The sequence below is a fragment of the Paenibacillus litoralis genome (assembly GCF_046244365.1).
Lineage (GTDB): Bacteria > Bacillota > Bacilli > Paenibacillales > NBRC-103111 > Paenibacillus_V.
The window spans coordinates 8111953-8127831 of sequence record NZ_CP176395.1 but is presented as its reverse complement, the minus strand read 5'-3'; the positions used below and the strand labels follow the sequence as shown (position 1 = coordinate 8127831).

The 15879-nt window shown below is 56.7% G+C and carries 13 protein-coding genes; 10 read left to right on the top strand and 3 right to left on the bottom strand.

What is annotated here, in order from left to right:
• Positions 1 to 43 precede the first annotated feature (43 nt).
• Entirely contained in the window at positions 44 to 1939 is a 1896-nt protein-coding gene (locus tag ACKGJP_RS34120) for a DapH/DapD/GlmU-related protein (protein ID WP_409343175.1), read from the bottom strand.
• A gap of 785 nt (positions 1940 to 2724) precedes the next feature.
• Between ACKGJP_RS34120 and ACKGJP_RS34115 the strand changes: the two genes are divergently transcribed.
• From ACKGJP_RS34115 to ACKGJP_RS34095, 5 genes are all read left to right on the top strand, one after another.
• A complete protein-coding gene (locus ACKGJP_RS34115) occupies positions 2725 to 3567 on the top strand; it encodes an AraC family transcriptional regulator (RefSeq protein ID WP_409343174.1) in 843 nt (280 codons plus the stop codon).
• A gap of 83 nt (positions 3568 to 3650) precedes the next feature.
• Complete coding sequence (locus ACKGJP_RS34110; protein WP_409343173.1) at positions 3651 to 6041, top strand: helix-turn-helix domain-containing protein; 2391 nt, start codon at positions 3651 to 3653, stop codon at positions 6039 to 6041.
• A gap of 82 nt (positions 6042 to 6123) precedes the next feature.
• Positions 6124 to 6810 carry a DNA alkylation repair protein gene (locus ACKGJP_RS34105; protein ID WP_409343172.1) on the top strand — a complete coding sequence of 229 codons (687 nt, stop codon included), beginning with the start codon at positions 6124 to 6126 and terminating at the stop codon, positions 6808 to 6810.
• Between the two features lie 70 nt (positions 6811 to 6880).
• Positions 6881 to 7447, top strand: coding sequence for a pyridoxamine 5'-phosphate oxidase family protein (locus ACKGJP_RS34100; RefSeq protein WP_409343171.1), 567 nt, complete (start codon positions 6881 to 6883; stop codon positions 7445 to 7447).
• 347 nt (positions 7448 to 7794) lie between these two features.
• Positions 7795 to 8787, top strand: a complete 993-nt coding sequence (locus ACKGJP_RS34095) for a phosphotransferase enzyme family protein (protein WP_409343170.1) — start codon at positions 7795 to 7797, stop codon at positions 8785 to 8787.
• A 245-nt stretch (positions 8788 to 9032) separates the two neighbouring features.
• Here the strand turns inward: ACKGJP_RS34095 and ACKGJP_RS34090 are convergent, their stop codons facing one another.
• Positions 9033 to 9260, bottom strand: a complete 228-nt coding sequence (locus tag ACKGJP_RS34090; RefSeq protein WP_409343169.1) for a hypothetical protein — start codon at positions 9258 to 9260, stop codon at positions 9033 to 9035.
• A 102-nt stretch (positions 9261 to 9362) separates the two neighbouring features.
• Positions 9363 to 9896, bottom strand: a complete 534-nt coding sequence (locus ACKGJP_RS34085) for a YceI family protein (RefSeq protein WP_409343168.1) — start codon at positions 9894 to 9896, stop codon at positions 9363 to 9365.
• A 393-nt stretch (positions 9897 to 10289) separates the two neighbouring features.
• Here ACKGJP_RS34085 and ACKGJP_RS34080 point away from each other — a divergent pair, with 393 nt between their 5' ends.
• The 5 genes from ACKGJP_RS34080 (at position 10290) to ACKGJP_RS34060 (ending at position 15830) form a co-directional block, all read left to right on the top strand.
• A complete protein-coding gene (locus tag ACKGJP_RS34080; protein WP_409343167.1) occupies positions 10290 to 11201 on the top strand; it encodes an ABC transporter permease in 912 nt (303 codons plus the stop codon).
• Between the two features lie 31 nt (positions 11202 to 11232).
• Complete coding sequence (locus tag ACKGJP_RS34075) at positions 11233 to 12099, top strand: carbohydrate ABC transporter permease (protein ID WP_409343166.1); 867 nt, start codon at positions 11233 to 11235, stop codon at positions 12097 to 12099.
• 69 nt (positions 12100 to 12168) lie between these two features.
• The gene (locus tag ACKGJP_RS34070) at positions 12169 to 13701 is read left to right on the top strand and encodes an extracellular solute-binding protein (protein ID WP_409343165.1); all 1533 of its coding nucleotides are present in this window, start codon (positions 12169 to 12171) and stop codon (positions 13699 to 13701) included.
• Between the two features lie 228 nt (positions 13702 to 13929).
• Positions 13930 to 15345 carry a sulfatase-like hydrolase/transferase gene (locus ACKGJP_RS34065; protein WP_409343164.1) on the top strand — a complete coding sequence of 472 codons (1416 nt, stop codon included), beginning with the start codon at positions 13930 to 13932 and terminating at the stop codon, positions 15343 to 15345.
• A 146-nt stretch (positions 15346 to 15491) separates the two neighbouring features.
• Entirely contained in the window at positions 15492 to 15830 is a 339-nt protein-coding gene (locus tag ACKGJP_RS34060) for a hypothetical protein (RefSeq protein WP_409343163.1), read from the top strand.
• Positions 15831 to 15879: the final 49 nt, after the last annotated feature.

Sequence of the window (15879 nt, the reverse complement as noted above, 5' to 3'; positions counted from 1 at the left end):
CGCTAACGAGCAATCGTTCGCGGAGGCTGCCTTTCTTACTTGCTTAACCGATCAGCGGCATCGGAACCTCTATGCGGTGAACGCCGCGAGGTTTGTAGCCGAGGCTGCCGCTAAGCCCGCATACATCCGCAAGCAGATACAGGATGGACAGCCACATTTCGCTGCCCTGCAGCCCCGGCGCTTCCGTATGCTCGAGCGGGAAGCTGAAGCCTTCCCCGGGAACCCAGCGCGACAATATGCGGTCAATCTGGCCAGCCGCCCATTGCTCGATTTCAGGCCGGCGGTAGTCGGTCTGCTTTAGGCAGAGCCACAGAGGGTGGATGACGTCGAGCACATTGCAGGCGTTGCCCAGATCCGGCCGGAAGAAGGCGGCGTTGCGGGTGTGCGCTAGCACCGTATCGATTGTCATTTGCGGATAAGGCAGCGGGACGCCGAATTGCGCGTAGGTGGCGCGCGTCAGACGATAGAAGCCGTTGACAGGCTGCAGCCACTGCTCCTTCGCAGTCGGCTTGCCCCAAAGGCCGGTATACCGGTCGGCATGCAGGAGCAGCCATCCGAACAAGGCGTCAGGCGCCTGCTGCGACCCGAACTGCTTGCGGTTGAAGTACAGGCCTGTCGCGTAGGCGTCGATCCAGTCGCCGCAGCCCCAGGCATTCGTTTCCCATGGCAGCTGCTCCAGCTGACGGTACAGCGCCTCCGCCGGCATCTCCTCGATAACCCGAATCGGATGGAGGAACGCTGCGCCAAGCGTCTCAAGCGCATAGCCGACCGCCAATATATGATAACGTGACAGGTGGTCCGACATTCGCGCCGGATCGTTCGTCCGCTCATCCGGCAGCTTCCAGGGATCCGGCAGCAGTCCGGTGGCCGGATCCTGGAAGCCCTGCAGCCGCGCGACGAGCTCTTCGCGGCTGAAGCCCGGCGGCAGCTGGCCGAACATCGCGGCGAGCTCGACCGCATCGCACCATGCCCGAACGGTACGTTCGGAGTCCGGGCGGTTGCGGTAATGCAGCTCGCCGCCTTCGTCCGCGAGGCAGCGCGCCAGAAGCGCCGGCAGCTGCGCAGCGTCCTCCGCGCCGAACTCGCGCAGCCGCTCGGCGAGCGCCGCTCGCTCGCTTGAGGCCGTGTCGGCGCTCGCCCGCACCGCCGCATCGCGGCCTGCGCTCGCCTGAGCGGCTGCGCCCGCCTCGCCTGCCGCCGCCGCCGCGCACCGCCCGCCGAGCTTCTCGCTTGCCGCTGCCGCCACGCTCTGCCCGCTGCGCTCCTCGCCCGCCGCCGCCGCCGAGCTCCGCCCACCGAGCTCCTCACTCGCCGCCGCCACGCTCTGCCCGCTGCGCTCCTCGCTCGCCGCCACGCCGTCCAGCCGGCTGCGGAGAAGCCGCGCCGGATTGCCGCCGACGATGCTGTAGGGCGGCACGTCCTTCGTGACGACCGCGCCTCCGGCGATGATGCTGTGCGCGCCGACGGTTACGCCGTCGACGATGACCGCATTCGCACCGATCCATACGTCGTCGCCGATGCGAATGCCGACATGCGTGCACGGCTGCCGGAAGATCGGCCTTTCGATCTCGGCGTAGCCGTGATTGAAGCCGAATATGCTGACGTGCGTGCCGATACGCACGCCGTCGCCGAGCGTAACCAGGCCGGCCAGCGCGGCGAACGGATTCAGCGTGCAATCGGCGCCCATCTCGATGCGGGGGCCCCGCACCGTAGCGTTCGCCGCAATGTAGCTGCGGTCGCCCATCCGCAGCCGGTCGGCATAAACATGCGCATTCGGCGAAACGAAACAGCCCGTGCCGAAGACGGCGTCGCTCTTGGAAGCGAGGAAAGACTGCCATTCCGCTTGCTCCGCTTTTTGCGCCTCGGTCATGGCCAGCCATGGCATATGGTCGATCCGGTCGTTCAGCCAAGCTTGCTCGCGGTTTTCTTTGGATATCATCAAGGTCACCGTCCCGACTTTAATTTTTCTGTGACTGCATTATGCAAACCTCAGCCGAGGCAGGCATCGAAGATTCCCAAAATAACGGATTTTCGAGTCTTTACTTTCCTGAGTACAGTATGGGAAAGTATTTTAACGGTTTTTGAAGGCGCTATCCCAGCCTCCACAGCTCGTTAATGATGGAATTCGCCGGAATAAGCACTCCGAAATCCGCTAATGCTCGCCATTTTGGTATTAGGCAGCCGATAACGCCTCCAAAGTCCGCTATTGCAAAGGTCGGTACCAGTCGATCAGCCGCCTTCGTTTGAGGGTTACCGCAGTTGGTGAACTGCCGCAGTTAGCGGGCCATCGGCAGTCGATCAGCCGCCTTCGTTAGTGGGTTACCGCAGTTGGTGAACCGCCGCAAGTTAGCGGGACCTCGCAACCGATCAGCCGCCTTCGTTTGAGGGTTACCGCAGTTGGTGAACCGCCGCAGTTAGCGGGCCCTCGCAGTCGATAGGCTGCCGAAGCCAGTCGGTCACCTCAGCCGATCAGCAATCTCAGTTAGTGGGTAAGCGGCTGCCGGGAATCAAGCAAAAAGGGATAGCTTGATCAACTGCGGTGACGCATCGCCTTTGTCTAGCAGCATGCTTTCCGGTGCTCCCGCTTCCGATACCCGAAGTGTACCACTCCCCATGCGATATCAGGAATGGCAAAAACAGCACCGCGATTTGTCAAAAACGCTCCACCGTTTGGTATACTACTCTTAACGTTTCTAGCTGAAAGGAAAAGGCGGGTTGTTAAAAATGACTACAGCGTTCGATAAGTCCGGCCGGCCCGGCTATGCGGTTTTTCATTTGCTTTGGGCGGCCGCCAAGCCGACGTTCCCGGGCTGGACGGATTGCAGGCGCAACGTTCGGGCGCACAGCTTCTACTACATCCACGAGGGAAGAGGCACCTTTGTAACGCAAGCCGGCGTCTTCGAGGTGGAAGGAGGAACGGCCGTTTATTTGAAGCCGGGTCTGGAGATGGAAATGTTCACGGATGCCGAAAGGCCGCTGCAAATGACGATGATCGTCACCGATCTGCTGGCCGTCCGGCGGGAAGCCGAGGGCTGGGAAATGCCGGGACGGACGGAGGAGCTTGCTTTGCCTTTTTTGCGCAGATGCTCCATCGATGAAGACAAGCGATTGTCGGCCATGTTCCGGACCGTCGTGAAGGAATGGGTGCCCGGTCCCGACAGCGGCGGTTTAGCCGTGCAGCGTAACATGCTCGAGCTGCTCGACGCGCTGCTTCTCTATGCCGGAAACGGGCAAGAGAACGGTGCCCCGCCGGCTGCCTTCGACGCCGTAAAAACATACCTGGAGCGGCACTACAACGAGGACATCAAACTGCATCAGCTGGCGCGCCGGCACGGCATTTCCGGCTCGTATATCCGTAAGCTGTTCGGCGAGAGGCTGGGCATCACGCCGAAGGGCTATTTGAGCCGCATCCGCAACGAGCATGCCTGCCGGTATTTGCAGCATACGAATGCTCCGATGAAGGAAATCGCGTCATCCTGCGGGTATCCGGACGAATACCATTTCAGTAAAACGTTCAAGCAAACGAACGGCATGTCCCCGACCGAGTTTCGCGCAAGAAGCCGTTAAATCATTCCGGGCCGCCCATGACGGCGAACCGTGGTATAATAGAGCGGCGAAGCTTACCTTATACACAAGAGGGATGAACAATCGTGAGAAGAACAGCCTTTATGAAACTGCTGCTGCAGCTGACGGCCGCCGTTATTTTGATAACGCTTTCAACCGGTACCCTCGTTTACCGTTACGTCAACCAGACGCTGAAGGAGGAAGTGTTCCAAGCGAACACCGAGCTGCTCGGGCAAACCAAAAACATGATCGAGCTTTTTCTGCGCGAAACCGAGCAAATGGCATTGTCCCTTGCGATCAATAAGGATGTGCAGCGGGCGGTCTGGCTGCCATGGGATCAGAGGGAAAGCTACGATTTTATGCAGAATGTCAATGTCTTGTTCGGGGACAAGCTGGTATCCTCGAGCTACATTCATTCCATTTACTTGTACAACGTCAAGAACGGCAAAAGCATTTCGAACGGCGGCGTCGATGTGCTGGCCGGCTCCCGCTTTGAGGATGAGGTTCGCGGGTTCCTGGATAGTAAGGCGCCGAATAGGTGGCTCGATACGAGAACCGTCGGCAGCGTTACCGGCAAGCAGGAGAATTTGATCAGCTTCTTGATGAGCGTCCCGATCAACGAATACCCGAAGTCTGGCGCGCTGCTTCTGAACATCAAGGAGGATCTGCTGTACGATGCGGTCGTTAACATCAACAACAGCAAGCTGGGCAATGTGGCGGTGCTGAACAAGGACGGACAGGTGCTTTCCTATAAGGACAAAAGCATGCTGTTCAACCGTTTTGAGCCGGCCGAGGACCACAGGATGGACGAAAGCAAATCGGGCTACATGATCGTCGATATGGCCGGGGTCTCCACGTTCGTTTCGTATATTACGTCCGATTTCAACGGCTGGCGCTACGTGACGCTGAATCCGGCCAGCGAGGTATTCCAGAAATCGAGCGTCGTCCTCAAGATGACGCTGACCGTTTCCGGCATTTGCCTCGCCGTCGGGCTCCTTCTCGTCTCTATCGTTTCGGGCCGCCATTATACGCCGATCCGCCGCATGCTTCGGGCTGTGGAGGGGCAGTTCGGCAAGCTTCCGCCGCCGTCCGGGCAGCGGGACGAATTCAGCTACATCGCCGATTCTTTTCGTTTTCTGGTCGGGCAGAACGAGGAATTCCAGGAACGGTTCCGGCAAAATGAAATGGTGCTCAAAAACCATTTTCTGCTCAGCCTGCTCATCGGCCAGCAGAAGGACACGCACGATATCGTGCGGCAGATGCAGTATTACGGCTTGAACGTCGATCCGGAGCGCTTCGTCGTCCTGGTGCTGCGGCACAAGGGTCTCGCTTTTCGCGAAACGGCGGCGGTTGCGGACGGTACGGCCGAGGAAGGCTATTCGCAGGAGACGTTCGCGCGCGGCCGGGACGAGGAAATGGAACGTGAAGAAAATCTGCTCAGCTACGGCATCATGACCTTGTGCGAAGAAATCGTCAGCCGGTTCGGCAAGGGGGTCGTCGTCGGCCGCATTCAGCGCTTCGACACGGCAATCGTGCTCAACGTGCCTGAGCGGATCGGCGACGGCGGCCTCGATACGGCGATCGGTTTTGCGAAGGAAGCGGCCGTGCACATTCGCGACGCGATTGAAGAACAGTTCGGCTTGCAGGCTACGATCGGAGTCGGCGGCTTTTACGACCGGGCGCCCGATATTTCCGTATCGTTCAGCGAAGCGATGGAAATGCTGCTCCTAGAGCGCGTCGCCGGACCGGGCAGCGTCATTTCGTATGCGGATATGATGGGAGGACCGTTCAGCCGCAAAAGCTTTCTCGCCTATAAGAGCCAATCGGACAAGCTGATCCAGGAGCTGAAGGCGGGCTCTCTCGAAAACGCCAAGGCGGTCAAAAACCGGCTGATCGCCGAGCTGCAGGGAGAAGAAGAACTGAGCTTTCCTTACAAAAACATGGTGCTGACGCAAATCGTGCACAGCCTCGTTACCGTCATTTTGGAAATCAACGGCCAGATCGAGGACGTCTACGCGCCCGGATACAATATTTATAACGAGTTCGGCAAGCTCGACTCGCTGCAAGTGATGAGCGGCTGGTTCGACGACGTGCTGGAGAAGACGCACGCGTATATTCAGAGCAAGCGGGAGAACAAGAACGCCGATCTGATCCGGAAAATCATCGAGTACGTCCGCGGTCATTTTGCCGAGCCGCTCACGCTGCAGACGATCGCCGACCATGTTTATATGAACGGCAATTACGTATCGAAGCTGTTTAAGGAAGAGACGGGACAGTCGTTTCACGAGCTGCTGACCGATGTCCGCGTCAAGAGCGCATGCGGCATGCTGCGCGGCACCGACCGCGGCATTAACGAAATAGCCGAGCTGTGCGGCTTCGGACAGAAGCAGAATTTGATCCGCACGTTCAAAAAGCAGCTGGGGATGACCCCGACGGAGTACCGCAACAACAGTGTGATCGATCGTTTGGAGCAATAGGCATCGTATCGTGAAACGGCAGAGAGATTGTCCGGCTGATGCCCGTGAAGGCTCAAGAAATAACCGAAAGGGGAAAGCATATATGATCAATGCCTATGCGGAAGGTTTGCAAAACGTGATGCGAATGAACGCCGATGTGCAGGCGGCAGGTCCGATGCAGGCTTACATGAAGCATCAGTTTCGATTTCTCGGCATCCCGTCGCCGAAGCGGAAAGAGCTGATCCGCGGTTATGCGGCCGAGTGCGGGTGGCCGGAGGGCGATGAACTGTGCGACGCGGTGATTGCGCTTTGGGAGCTTCCGGAGCGGGAGTACCACTATTTGGCGCTCGATTTGCTCGCCAAAAAAGCGAAAAAGCTTCGCAAGCAGGATATCGGTCTGCTGGAAACGCTCGTAACCGATAAATCATGGTGGGATACGGTCGATGCGATCGCCTCGATTCTAGTAGGGAGCCTGTTCGAGGCCTATCCCGAACTGATCGTCCCTTATATCGACAAGTGGCTGTCGTCAGGAAACATGTGGCTGCAGAGGACGGCGATTCTTTTTCAGCTGAAGTACAAAAAGAAGACGGACGTGCCGCTGTTGTTCCGGTGCATCGAAACCGGCTTCGGCTCGCGCGAATTTTTTATCCAGAAGGCGATCGGCTGGGCGCTGCGCGAATACGCCAAAACCGATCCCGCCGCGGTCATCGCGTTCGCGGAGGCACAGCCGCTCGCTGCATTAAGCCGCCGCGAAGCGCTCAAGGGAATACTTAAGCAGGCGAAAGGGTAATGTCGTGAAATGCCGCCCGTTCCTATATAATGGAATCAGGAATCATTTTCATTCATAGAGGTGAGCGGCAATGGGGAAACAGTTTTCGGCAATACTTCCGGAGCATGAGGCTTTTATCAAGAAGCAGCATATGTTTTTCGTCGGGTCGGCGCCGCTGAAGGCGGACGGCCATGTCAATCTTTCGCCGAAAGGTCATGACGTGCTTCGTATTTTTTCGCCGTCCGAGGTCGCTTACTTGGATTTGACCGGCAGCGGCAACGAAACGAGCGCGCATGTCGAGGAGAACGGGCGCGTGACGTTTATGTTTTGCGCGTTCGAGGGTCCGCCGATGATTATGCGGCTGTACGGAACGGGACGCGTCGTCCTGCCGGGTACGCCCGAATGGGAGGAACGCATCCTGCATTTCGAGCTGCTTCCCGGCGCGCGGCAGCTGATCGTAGCCGACATCCATATGGTGCAAACGTCGTGCGGCTATGCGGTGCCGTTCTTTTCGTATACGGGCGAACGGGAGACGCTTAAGAAATGGGCGGAACATAAAGGCGAAGACGGCATGCGCGACTATCATCGCGAGAAAAATTCGTATACGCTGGATGGGCAAATGACGCCGATCGGCAAGCGATTATCGGAAGCGGAATGAGCGCTGGATCGGCGATCGTAAATAAAGGCGAGCATGACTTCGGTCGGCTCGTCTTTTTGACGGTTCAGAAAGGATATTTCCGCTGATTGTTCATCGTCTCGGCAAACGTACGGCATCATATAACGGTTAGGGCGCGTAAGCCGGTTGTCCTTGCTTGCTCGGGAAACTTAAGTATAAAGATTCTTTCAATATATTTCAGCGGCATGCCGAGGTAAGCTCTTAAAGAATACAAGAACGGAAGGGGTGTGGCGGATCGATGAGAACCGAGTTGCAACTAACTATGCCTGCAGGGGGAGACGCCGTTTGACGAATTGCCATCCTTTTGCCGGCCGCAGGGGGTAAAGAAGATGATGAATTTGAAGAGGATGGTACGCGGTCTGGAAGCGGACGCCGCAGCTAGGGAAGCCGTTCGGCTCTGGGAGCACGATTCCGGAACGCTGGCGTTTTGGCGGGCAAGCACGAATTTTGTTTATGGGATTAAAAACCGGGGGGAGACGTATTTTTTACGTTTTTCCCATGAAGAAGATAACGATGCCGGTCAAATCGAGGCGGAGCTCGAATTTATGCAGCACCTGCGGAACGACGGCTATGCTGCCGTGAAGCCTGTTGCCTCAAACCGCGGCGAGCTGATCGAACAGGTTCCGACGGCTCACGGCATTTACTATGCGGTAGCGTTCGAGGAAGCAAAAGGGATAAGGCTGGACCGCTGCAAGCTGGCCGCGGCCGATTATGGACGGTGGGGGGTGTCGCTGGCGTCGCTGCACCGATCGTCCATGACGTTCGAGCCGAAAGGAGCGGGACGCGGCAGCTGGAAGGATGCGATGGCTTTCATAAGCAGCGTATTGCGGCAGCACCCGAATGAAACGGACGCGATCGCCGAGTGGGTCCGGTTGAACGACCGTTTGGAAAAGCTGCCTCAAACACCCGGGCAATACGGCCATATTCATTACGATTTCGAGCGGGATAACGTTTTCCTGGATGAAGCGACGGGGGAATTCACCGCCATCGATTTTGACGATGCGATGGTTCACTGGTTTGCCATGGACGTCGTATCGACGCTGAGGGACATTGCCGACTCCGGACAGGAAGAAGCCGACTCGGCCGCCGAAGCATTTTTGGAAGGCTATCGCAGCGTTAAGGAGCTAGAAGAGGGGCAGTTGGCGCTAGCTCCGTATTTTGAGCGGTTCTCCGGCTTGTACGGATTTGCACGTGTTCTGCATGCTCTGGAGGACAGCGATGGCGTGCCGGATGCGCCGCCGTGGTACGAAGGCTTAAGGACGAAGCTGCTCCGTTCGCTGGAGAAGGACAGGGAGGGATTTCGCCGGCGGGCAACGCAGTGAGACACGGTTCGCCGCACTGTCTGAGCCAGCATATTTTTCGGGAGACGAGCAATCCAGGGGCGCCCGAAATGGAGGTGTATCCCCCGGGAGATACGGCAGCGGAAGATTACCGGCGCGAGTTTCAGCTCCAAGCTCATCGATTTTCACTGATGGGACGATCAGCCCTCTTACCGAAATAAAGGATTTTCGAGGCGTTAAAAAGACCGTCTCGCGAGTGACGGAGCATATAGCGGACTATGAGGGTCTTATCCGAGGCGAATTCCGCATAGACGTGCTGGAAGGGTCGGAATAACGCCCTCAAAATCCGCAAAGCCCCTCTGTCCCGGCATCGGCTCCATCATAACGCCCTCAAAATCCGCAAAGCCCCTCTGTCCCGGCATCGGCTCCATCATAACGCCCCCAAAGTCCGCTATTTCCGAGCCTATATGCCGGTTTGAAAGGCCGTTGCGTTGCACAACCGAATCCTCGTTCATGACCAGCCTCCTTTGCCTGTTAGTATGCTCCGGCGCACCCAAAATAAAAGAAAACGGCATCGGCTGGACTGCTCCAGCGATGCCGTTTTTCATTATTGATGCTTACGCTTGCTTGGCTGCTTCGATTTCGATCGAAATTTTCACTTCGTCGCCGATCAATACGCCGCCGGTTTCAAGCACAGCGTTGTACGTGAGGCCGTAGTCGCTCCGTTTGAGGCTGCCCGTTGCGCTGAAGCCCGCTTTTTCGTTGCCCCAAGGATCTTTGCCTGCGCCTTCGAACGAAACGGAGAACGTTTCGGAGCGCGTAACGCCGTGTAGCGAAACATCGCCGGTAACGTCGTATTCGCCGTTTCCGGATTTCTCGATCGAAGTCGCAACGAACGTCAGCTTCGGATATTTTTCGATTTCGAAGAAATCGGCGGAACGCAGATGCGCGTCGCGGTCGCTGTTCTTCGTATCGATGCTGTTCAAGTCGATGTCAAAGCGGATGGAGGCGGACGTCAGATCGCTAGGGTCAGCTTCGATTTGTGCTTCGAATGCATGGAACGTGCCTTTTACTTTGGCGATCATCATGTGCTTAACGGAGAAATCAAGACTGCTGTGCGTAGGATCGACTGCCCATTTCGTGTTTGCCATTGGAAACTACCTCCCATTATTAACTTACTTTATATAACTAACTAACTTATTCGTATAATACATATTCTATTCGAGCCCCTATTTTTTGTCAATCGTTATTTTTGTAAATGACATAAGGCGGTATCTCCACCCCAAAACCGGCCGTTTCTCCGCATTTGATGCCAATCCGAGAAAATGATACCTGGCTGAAATCCGATAATGAAACCGTTTTCCGATTCCGAATCTTGTCGGTCGTTCCCGCCCTTCGTATGCTGAAAATACGCTTTAGATATGGCGGTTTACGGTATCTGTCAGCTGGGATCGACTGCTTGCCGGCATGCTGAAGCGTTTCCAAAACGGCGGAATAGCCGGTATCGCGACACATGCGCAAGTTGAAAAAGGGGGCTCGACACGATGGCTTTCGGCAAGGTTTGGCAGTACGTCCGCGCAAATCGTTACCTGTATTTGATGCTGCTGCCTGCGCTCGTTTTTTATGCGGTCTTTCATTATTACCCGATGTACGGGGCGATCATCGCGTTCAAGGATTTTAATATTACGAAAGGTATTTTGGGCAGCCCGTGGGTCGGGACGAAGCATTTTACGTATTTGTTCGAGCTCGATAAGTTTTGGTCGGTGTTCTGGAATACGGTCGTCATCAGCTTTTACCGGCTCGTCTTCGGCTTTCCGGCTCCGATCGTCGTAGCGCTTCTGCTGCACGAGATCATGAATCGGGTGTTCAAACGGACGGTGCAGACCGTCATCTACCTGCCGCACTTCATTTCATGGGTCATTCTTGGCGGTTTACTAGTGAATCTGCTGTCCACGGACGGCGGCGTCGTCAATAAGGTGATCGAATCGCTGGGGGGAAGCCCGGTCGGGTTTCTGAGCGACGACAGCCATTTTCGCAGCACGCTGGTCTGGTCGATGATCTGGAAGGAGTTCGGCTGGAACACGATCATTTATATGGCAGCGCTTGCAGGCGTCAATCCGCAGCTGTACGAGGCGGCCGTCATGGACGGCGCCAACCGGTGGCACCGCATCTGGCACATTACGCTTCCGTGTATCCGCAGCACGATCGTCATCCTGCTGCTGCTCCGTATCGGAAGCATGATGGAGGCCGGCTTCGAGCAAATTTTCGTCTTGTACCATACGGGCGTGTACAGTGTTTCGGATATTATCGACACTTACGTTTACCGGATCGGTTTGACCGAAGGACGCTTCAGTCTGGCTGCGGCTGTCGGATTATTCAAATCGGCGATCAATTTCGTGCTGCTCATCGTAGCCAACAAGCTGGCTCGCATGATGGGCGAGCAGGGCGTTTATTAACGGGATTAACCCGGCAAAAGGGGGATATACGATGCACAAAACGAGCTTGGGAGGCGCTGCCTTTCAGACGCTGAACTATACGCTGCTTGCGCTCGTGACGCTAACGACGCTGTACCCGTTCTGGGATTCGCTGATCGTTTCGATTACACCGCTGAAGGAAAGCATGGCGACGAACATTCATCTATTCCCGAAAACCATCACGTTCGAGGCCTACCGCCATCTGTTCAAAATGGACGAATTGTGGTCGTCGTACCGGGTCAGCATTTTCGTGACGGTCGTCGGGACGGCGGTCAGCATGCTGCTTACGATACTTGCCGCCTATGCCCTATCGAAACGCCATCTGAAGGGCACGCGAACCATCATGTTTTTGATCGTGTTCACGATGCTTTTTAACGGCGGTCTCATCCCGACTTACATGGCCGTCAAGCAAGTCGGGTTGATGAACTCGGTCTGGGCGCTGATCATCCCGATGGCTTTGAACACGTATAACCTGATCATTATGCGCAACTTTTTTCTCGGCATGCCGGAGAGCTTGGAGGAGGCGGCCAAAATGGACGGCTGCACCGACGTCGGCATTTTGTTCCGGATCGTCATTCCGCTGTCGATGCCGGCGATCGCGACGATCAGCTTGTTTTATGCGGTGGCGCGGTGGAACGAGTTTTTCGCGGCGGTTATGTACATCACAGACAAGGACGCCTGGCCGATGCAGTTATTCCTGCGCTCGATGCTTGTCGAGAACGCGGCCAGCTACCAGGGCGGCTCGGACAGCCCGTTCCTGCTCGGCCAGTCGATCAAAATGGCGACGATCATGGTCGCAACGATTCCGGTCATGCTTATTTACCCGTTCTTTCAGCGTTTCTTTTCGCAGGGCGTCATGCTGGGCGCCGTAAAGGAGTAACCGGAGTATCGGCTGCGTTTTCGTTTCGAAAACGCGTTGCGATATAATAACAAAAGGGAGGTTTCTCACTTGAACAAAGTTAAGAAATCAGCGGCGCTGCTTCTGAGCGCATCCATGGCATTTACGCTAGTATCGGCGTGCGGGAAGGCGAAGGAGGGCGCATCGGCGGATTCCAAGCAAGGCCAGACGGACGAAAAGCCTTATAAGCTCGTCTTCATGACGACCGGCGACCAGGCGGCTGCCAACCTGAAAGGAAATGACCGCATCATCGCCGAAATCAATAAGAGGCTCGGCATCGAGCTCGTTCTGAAGATCGTTCCCGAAGGCTCTTACGATAAAGTCAACGTGGCCATGGCGACGGGCGACTATCCGGATGTCCTGACGATCAACTATCCGACGAACTCGCTTAGCCAATGGATTAACGAAGGCATCGTCGTGCCGATCAACGATTATTTGAAGGATATGCCGACGGTGAAGAAGAAGCTGGAGAGCAGCCTGTCCTGGACGGCGGTGAACGGCAAATATTACGGTTATCCGTTTATTGAGGAACGCTCGAACATGAACATCGTATACCGGGCCGACTGGCTGGAGAAGCTGGGCCTCAAGCCGCCGCAGACGCTCGACGAGTTTTACGAGACACTGAAAGCGATTGCTACGAAGGATCCTGACGGCAACGGCAAGAACGATACGTTCGGACTGACATCGGCGAAGAGCGGGTCCAATGTGCCGACCTTCGATTTCATCTTCTACGCGAACGGCATGCCGAACGGGGACTGGGCGCTCGACGAGAAGGGCTCCGTCATTCCGAAATTCGAGCATCCCGCCTTCAAAAGAGGGATGACATACCTGAAAAAGCTGTGGGACGAAAAGCTGATCGAGCCGGAGTACATGCTCAACGATACGCAGATGAAGGAGCAGAAGTTCTATCAGGGCAAGGTCGGCTTTATGGATGCGGCATTATTCCGCCACGTCAACAGGCTGGAAACGAGCCTTCAGAAGGTGAATCCGAGCGGGAAGCTGGGTTTTACGGCGCCGCCGGCCGGTCAGGATGGCAAACGCGGGATGAGCGCGACGCCGAAATCAGGCCTATTCACCGCCATTACGAAGGGCTCCAAAAACCCGGAAAAGGCGGCCAAGTTCATCGAATTCATGCTGTCCAAGGAAGGCCGCGAGCTGCTCGAGCTCGGCTTCGAAGGTGTTCACTATACGAAGCAGGGCGACAAAATCACGTATAACGAAGAAGAGCGCGCGAAGGACAGCTTCGCCTCTAACGGCTGGGCGCATCCGCTTGCCTGGGGCAGCGTCGTTTGGCCGCTTACCGAGAACTATTTGCCGCAAACCGAGCCGCAGGCCGACCGGGCGAAAGATTCGGTGCGCCTGGCGACGGAGAACATGAAGCCTAACCTCGTTAACGTGACGACCAAGGCGGAAACGGAATTCAATGGGGTCGTGAACGAGCTGTACTACCAATATTTTACGAACATGATGATCGGAAAAATGGACGTCGACACCGGCATTGCCGAGCTGGGCAAAAAATGGCGCGAGCAGGGCGGCAGTAAAATTCTCGAGGAAGTCAACGCCGCCTACAAAGAGAAAAAATAACCGTCCGCGAGCGCTTGGACGCAGTGAGGGAGCAAGGTTGGCGGAGCCGGTCGATGGGGATCGACGCACGCACCGCTAGGATGCGCGGCGGTTTCAAAAAACCATAACAAAGGGTAAATCAGGCCGGATTGCGCTATAGCGTCCGGCCGTTCCCTGTGCGCAGGACGAAGCGATCGGCGCTAGCGGACGGCGTTGTGCCGTACTAAATGAATAACGGAGGCGGTTTTCATGGGAGAAGCAAGAACGAAACGACCGAATATCGTATTTATTTTATCCGACGATCAGGGCGCTTGGGCGATGGGCTGCGCAGGCAACGCCGAAGTAAAGACGCCGAATCTGGACCGGCTGGCGGCTAGGGGCGTCCGGTTTGACAACTTCTTCTGCACGTCTCCGGTATGCTCACCGGCGCGGGCTTCGCTGTTTACCGGCCGCATTCCGTCGCAGCACGGCGTGCATGATTGGATTCGCGCGGGCAGCGTGGGGCCGGACGCGATCGAATATTTGGCCGGCCAGCCGGCTTATACGGAGGTGCTGGCGGACAACGGCTACGTCTGCGGCCTGAGCGGCAAATGGCATCTCGGCGACAGCGTCAAGCCGCAGAAGGGATTCACGCACTGGTTCGTGCATCAAACCGGCGGCAGCCCGTACTACAACGCCCCGATGATCCGGGACGGGAGGCTGTATAATGAGCCGGCTTACGTGACCGACGTCATCACCGACGACGCTCTGGCTTTTCTCGACCGGCAGGCGGACGCGGGGGAAGGACGCCCGTTCTATTTGAGCGTCCATTATACCGCACCGCACAGCCCTTGGCTGAACGGCAACCATCCGCAGGAGGTTCTCGATCTGTACGCCGACTGTCCGGGCGAGTCGTGCCCGCTCGATACGCCGAGGCACCCATGGCTGATCAAGACGGCGCCGGGCGAGGATAAGCCGCTTGAGAACATGCGCGGCTATTATGCGTCGATAACGGCGATGGACGCGAATATCGGCCGCATCCTCGACAAGCTGGAGGTGCAAGGCTTGACGGACGACACGCTGGTCGTGTTTATGGGCGACAACGGCTTTAATTTCGGCCATCACGGGGTGTTCGGCAAAGGGAACGGGACCTTCCCGCAAAACATGTACGATACGTCCGTCAAAGTGCCGGCCATTTTCAGCCAGCCGGGGCGCATTCCGCAGGGCGCCGTGTCGGAGACGATGGCGAGCGGCTACGACTTTATGCCGACGCTGCTCGCTTATGCCGGGCTGTCTAGTCCGGCTGCCGACGGCTTGCCGGGACGCAGCTTCCTGCCGCAGCTCTTGGGCGAAGCATCCGCCGAACGGGAGAACGTCGTCATCTACGACGAGTACGGCCCGGTGCGAATGATCCGCAGCAAGGAATGGAAATACGTTCACCGGTATCCGTATGGGCCGCATGAGCTGTACCATTTGGCCGGCGACCCGGACGAGGCGGCGAATCTGATCGACGCGCCGGAGCACCGCGAAACGCGGGAAGCGATGAAAGCGCAGCTGGAACAATGGTTCGTGCGCTATGTCGACCCGGCGGTCGACGGCGTCCGCGAGCCGGTCAGCGGCTACGGCCAGCTCGCGGAAGCGGGCGTACGCGGGAACGGCAGGAAGGCGTACCAGGAGCTGGAGTAAAGCCTGGAGGGTTTTCGCGAGCCGGTTAGCGCTGCGGACAGCTCGCGGAAGCAGGTGGGCAGGCGTGTGCGGAAACGGCAGGAAGGCGTACCGGGAGCCGGAGATTAAGCTCAATAAACACAAGTAGACTAGCATCGCAGGATGCGATGCAGAGCCTCAAAACCGCTTATACCGGTTTTGGGGCTTTTTTAACGGATGAAGGGATGGAGCGAGCGTCAAATCATTCGCTGCCAACAAGCAGAGGGATCAAGTGTTGCAGATTTTACAACATTTCGGAGCAGATCGGCTGGTATTGGGGAGTGATGTTGTATTTTTTACAACAATTTAGGCCGGATATGACCGTTTTAGGCCCGTTTTCGTCCAATATCCTGCATTTTGTACAACATTTAATCGATAGGCTGCCGAAATCCGGGAAAATGCTGCATTTAGTGCAACATGCGGATATCATAGACAAGGAAGATCACTCGCTTTTTCGTCCGCTCTAACCCTTTCTATAGTATAATAATCAGGCAATGTTTTACATTTGAGGAGTCG

Excerpts from the sequence above, each read along its gene's own strand:
- ACKGJP_RS34085 (WP_409343168.1), bottom strand. The coding sequence starts at position 9,896 with ATGGCAAACACGAAATGGGCAGTCGATCCTACGCACAGCAGTCTTGAT.
- ACKGJP_RS34115 (WP_409343174.1), top strand. The coding sequence starts at position 2,725 with ATGACTACAGCGTTCGATAAGTCCGGCCGGCCCGGCTATGCGGTTTTT.
- ACKGJP_RS34075 (WP_409343166.1), top strand. The coding sequence starts at position 11,233 with ATGCACAAAACGAGCTTGGGAGGCGCTGCCTTTCAGACGCTGAACTAT.
- ACKGJP_RS34065 (WP_409343164.1), top strand. The coding sequence starts at position 13,930 with ATGGGAGAAGCAAGAACGAAACGACCGAATATCGTATTTATTTTATCC.
- ACKGJP_RS34060 (WP_409343163.1), top strand. The coding sequence starts at position 15,492 with ATGCAGAGCCTCAAAACCGCTTATACCGGTTTTGGGGCTTTTTTAACG.
- ACKGJP_RS34105 (WP_409343172.1), top strand. The coding sequence starts at position 6,124 with ATGATCAATGCCTATGCGGAAGGTTTGCAAAACGTGATGCGAATGAAC.
- ACKGJP_RS34090 (WP_409343169.1), bottom strand. The coding sequence starts at position 9,260 with ATGAACGAGGATTCGGTTGTGCAACGCAACGGCCTTTCAAACCGGCAT.
- ACKGJP_RS34080 (WP_409343167.1), top strand. The coding sequence starts at position 10,290 with ATGGCTTTCGGCAAGGTTTGGCAGTACGTCCGCGCAAATCGTTACCTG.
- ACKGJP_RS34120 (WP_409343175.1), bottom strand. The coding sequence starts at position 1,939 with ATGATATCCAAAGAAAACCGCGAGCAAGCTTGGCTGAACGACCGGATC.
- ACKGJP_RS34095 (WP_409343170.1), top strand. The coding sequence starts at position 7,795 with ATGATGAATTTGAAGAGGATGGTACGCGGTCTGGAAGCGGACGCCGCA.
- ACKGJP_RS34100 (WP_409343171.1), top strand. The coding sequence starts at position 6,881 with ATGGGGAAACAGTTTTCGGCAATACTTCCGGAGCATGAGGCTTTTATC.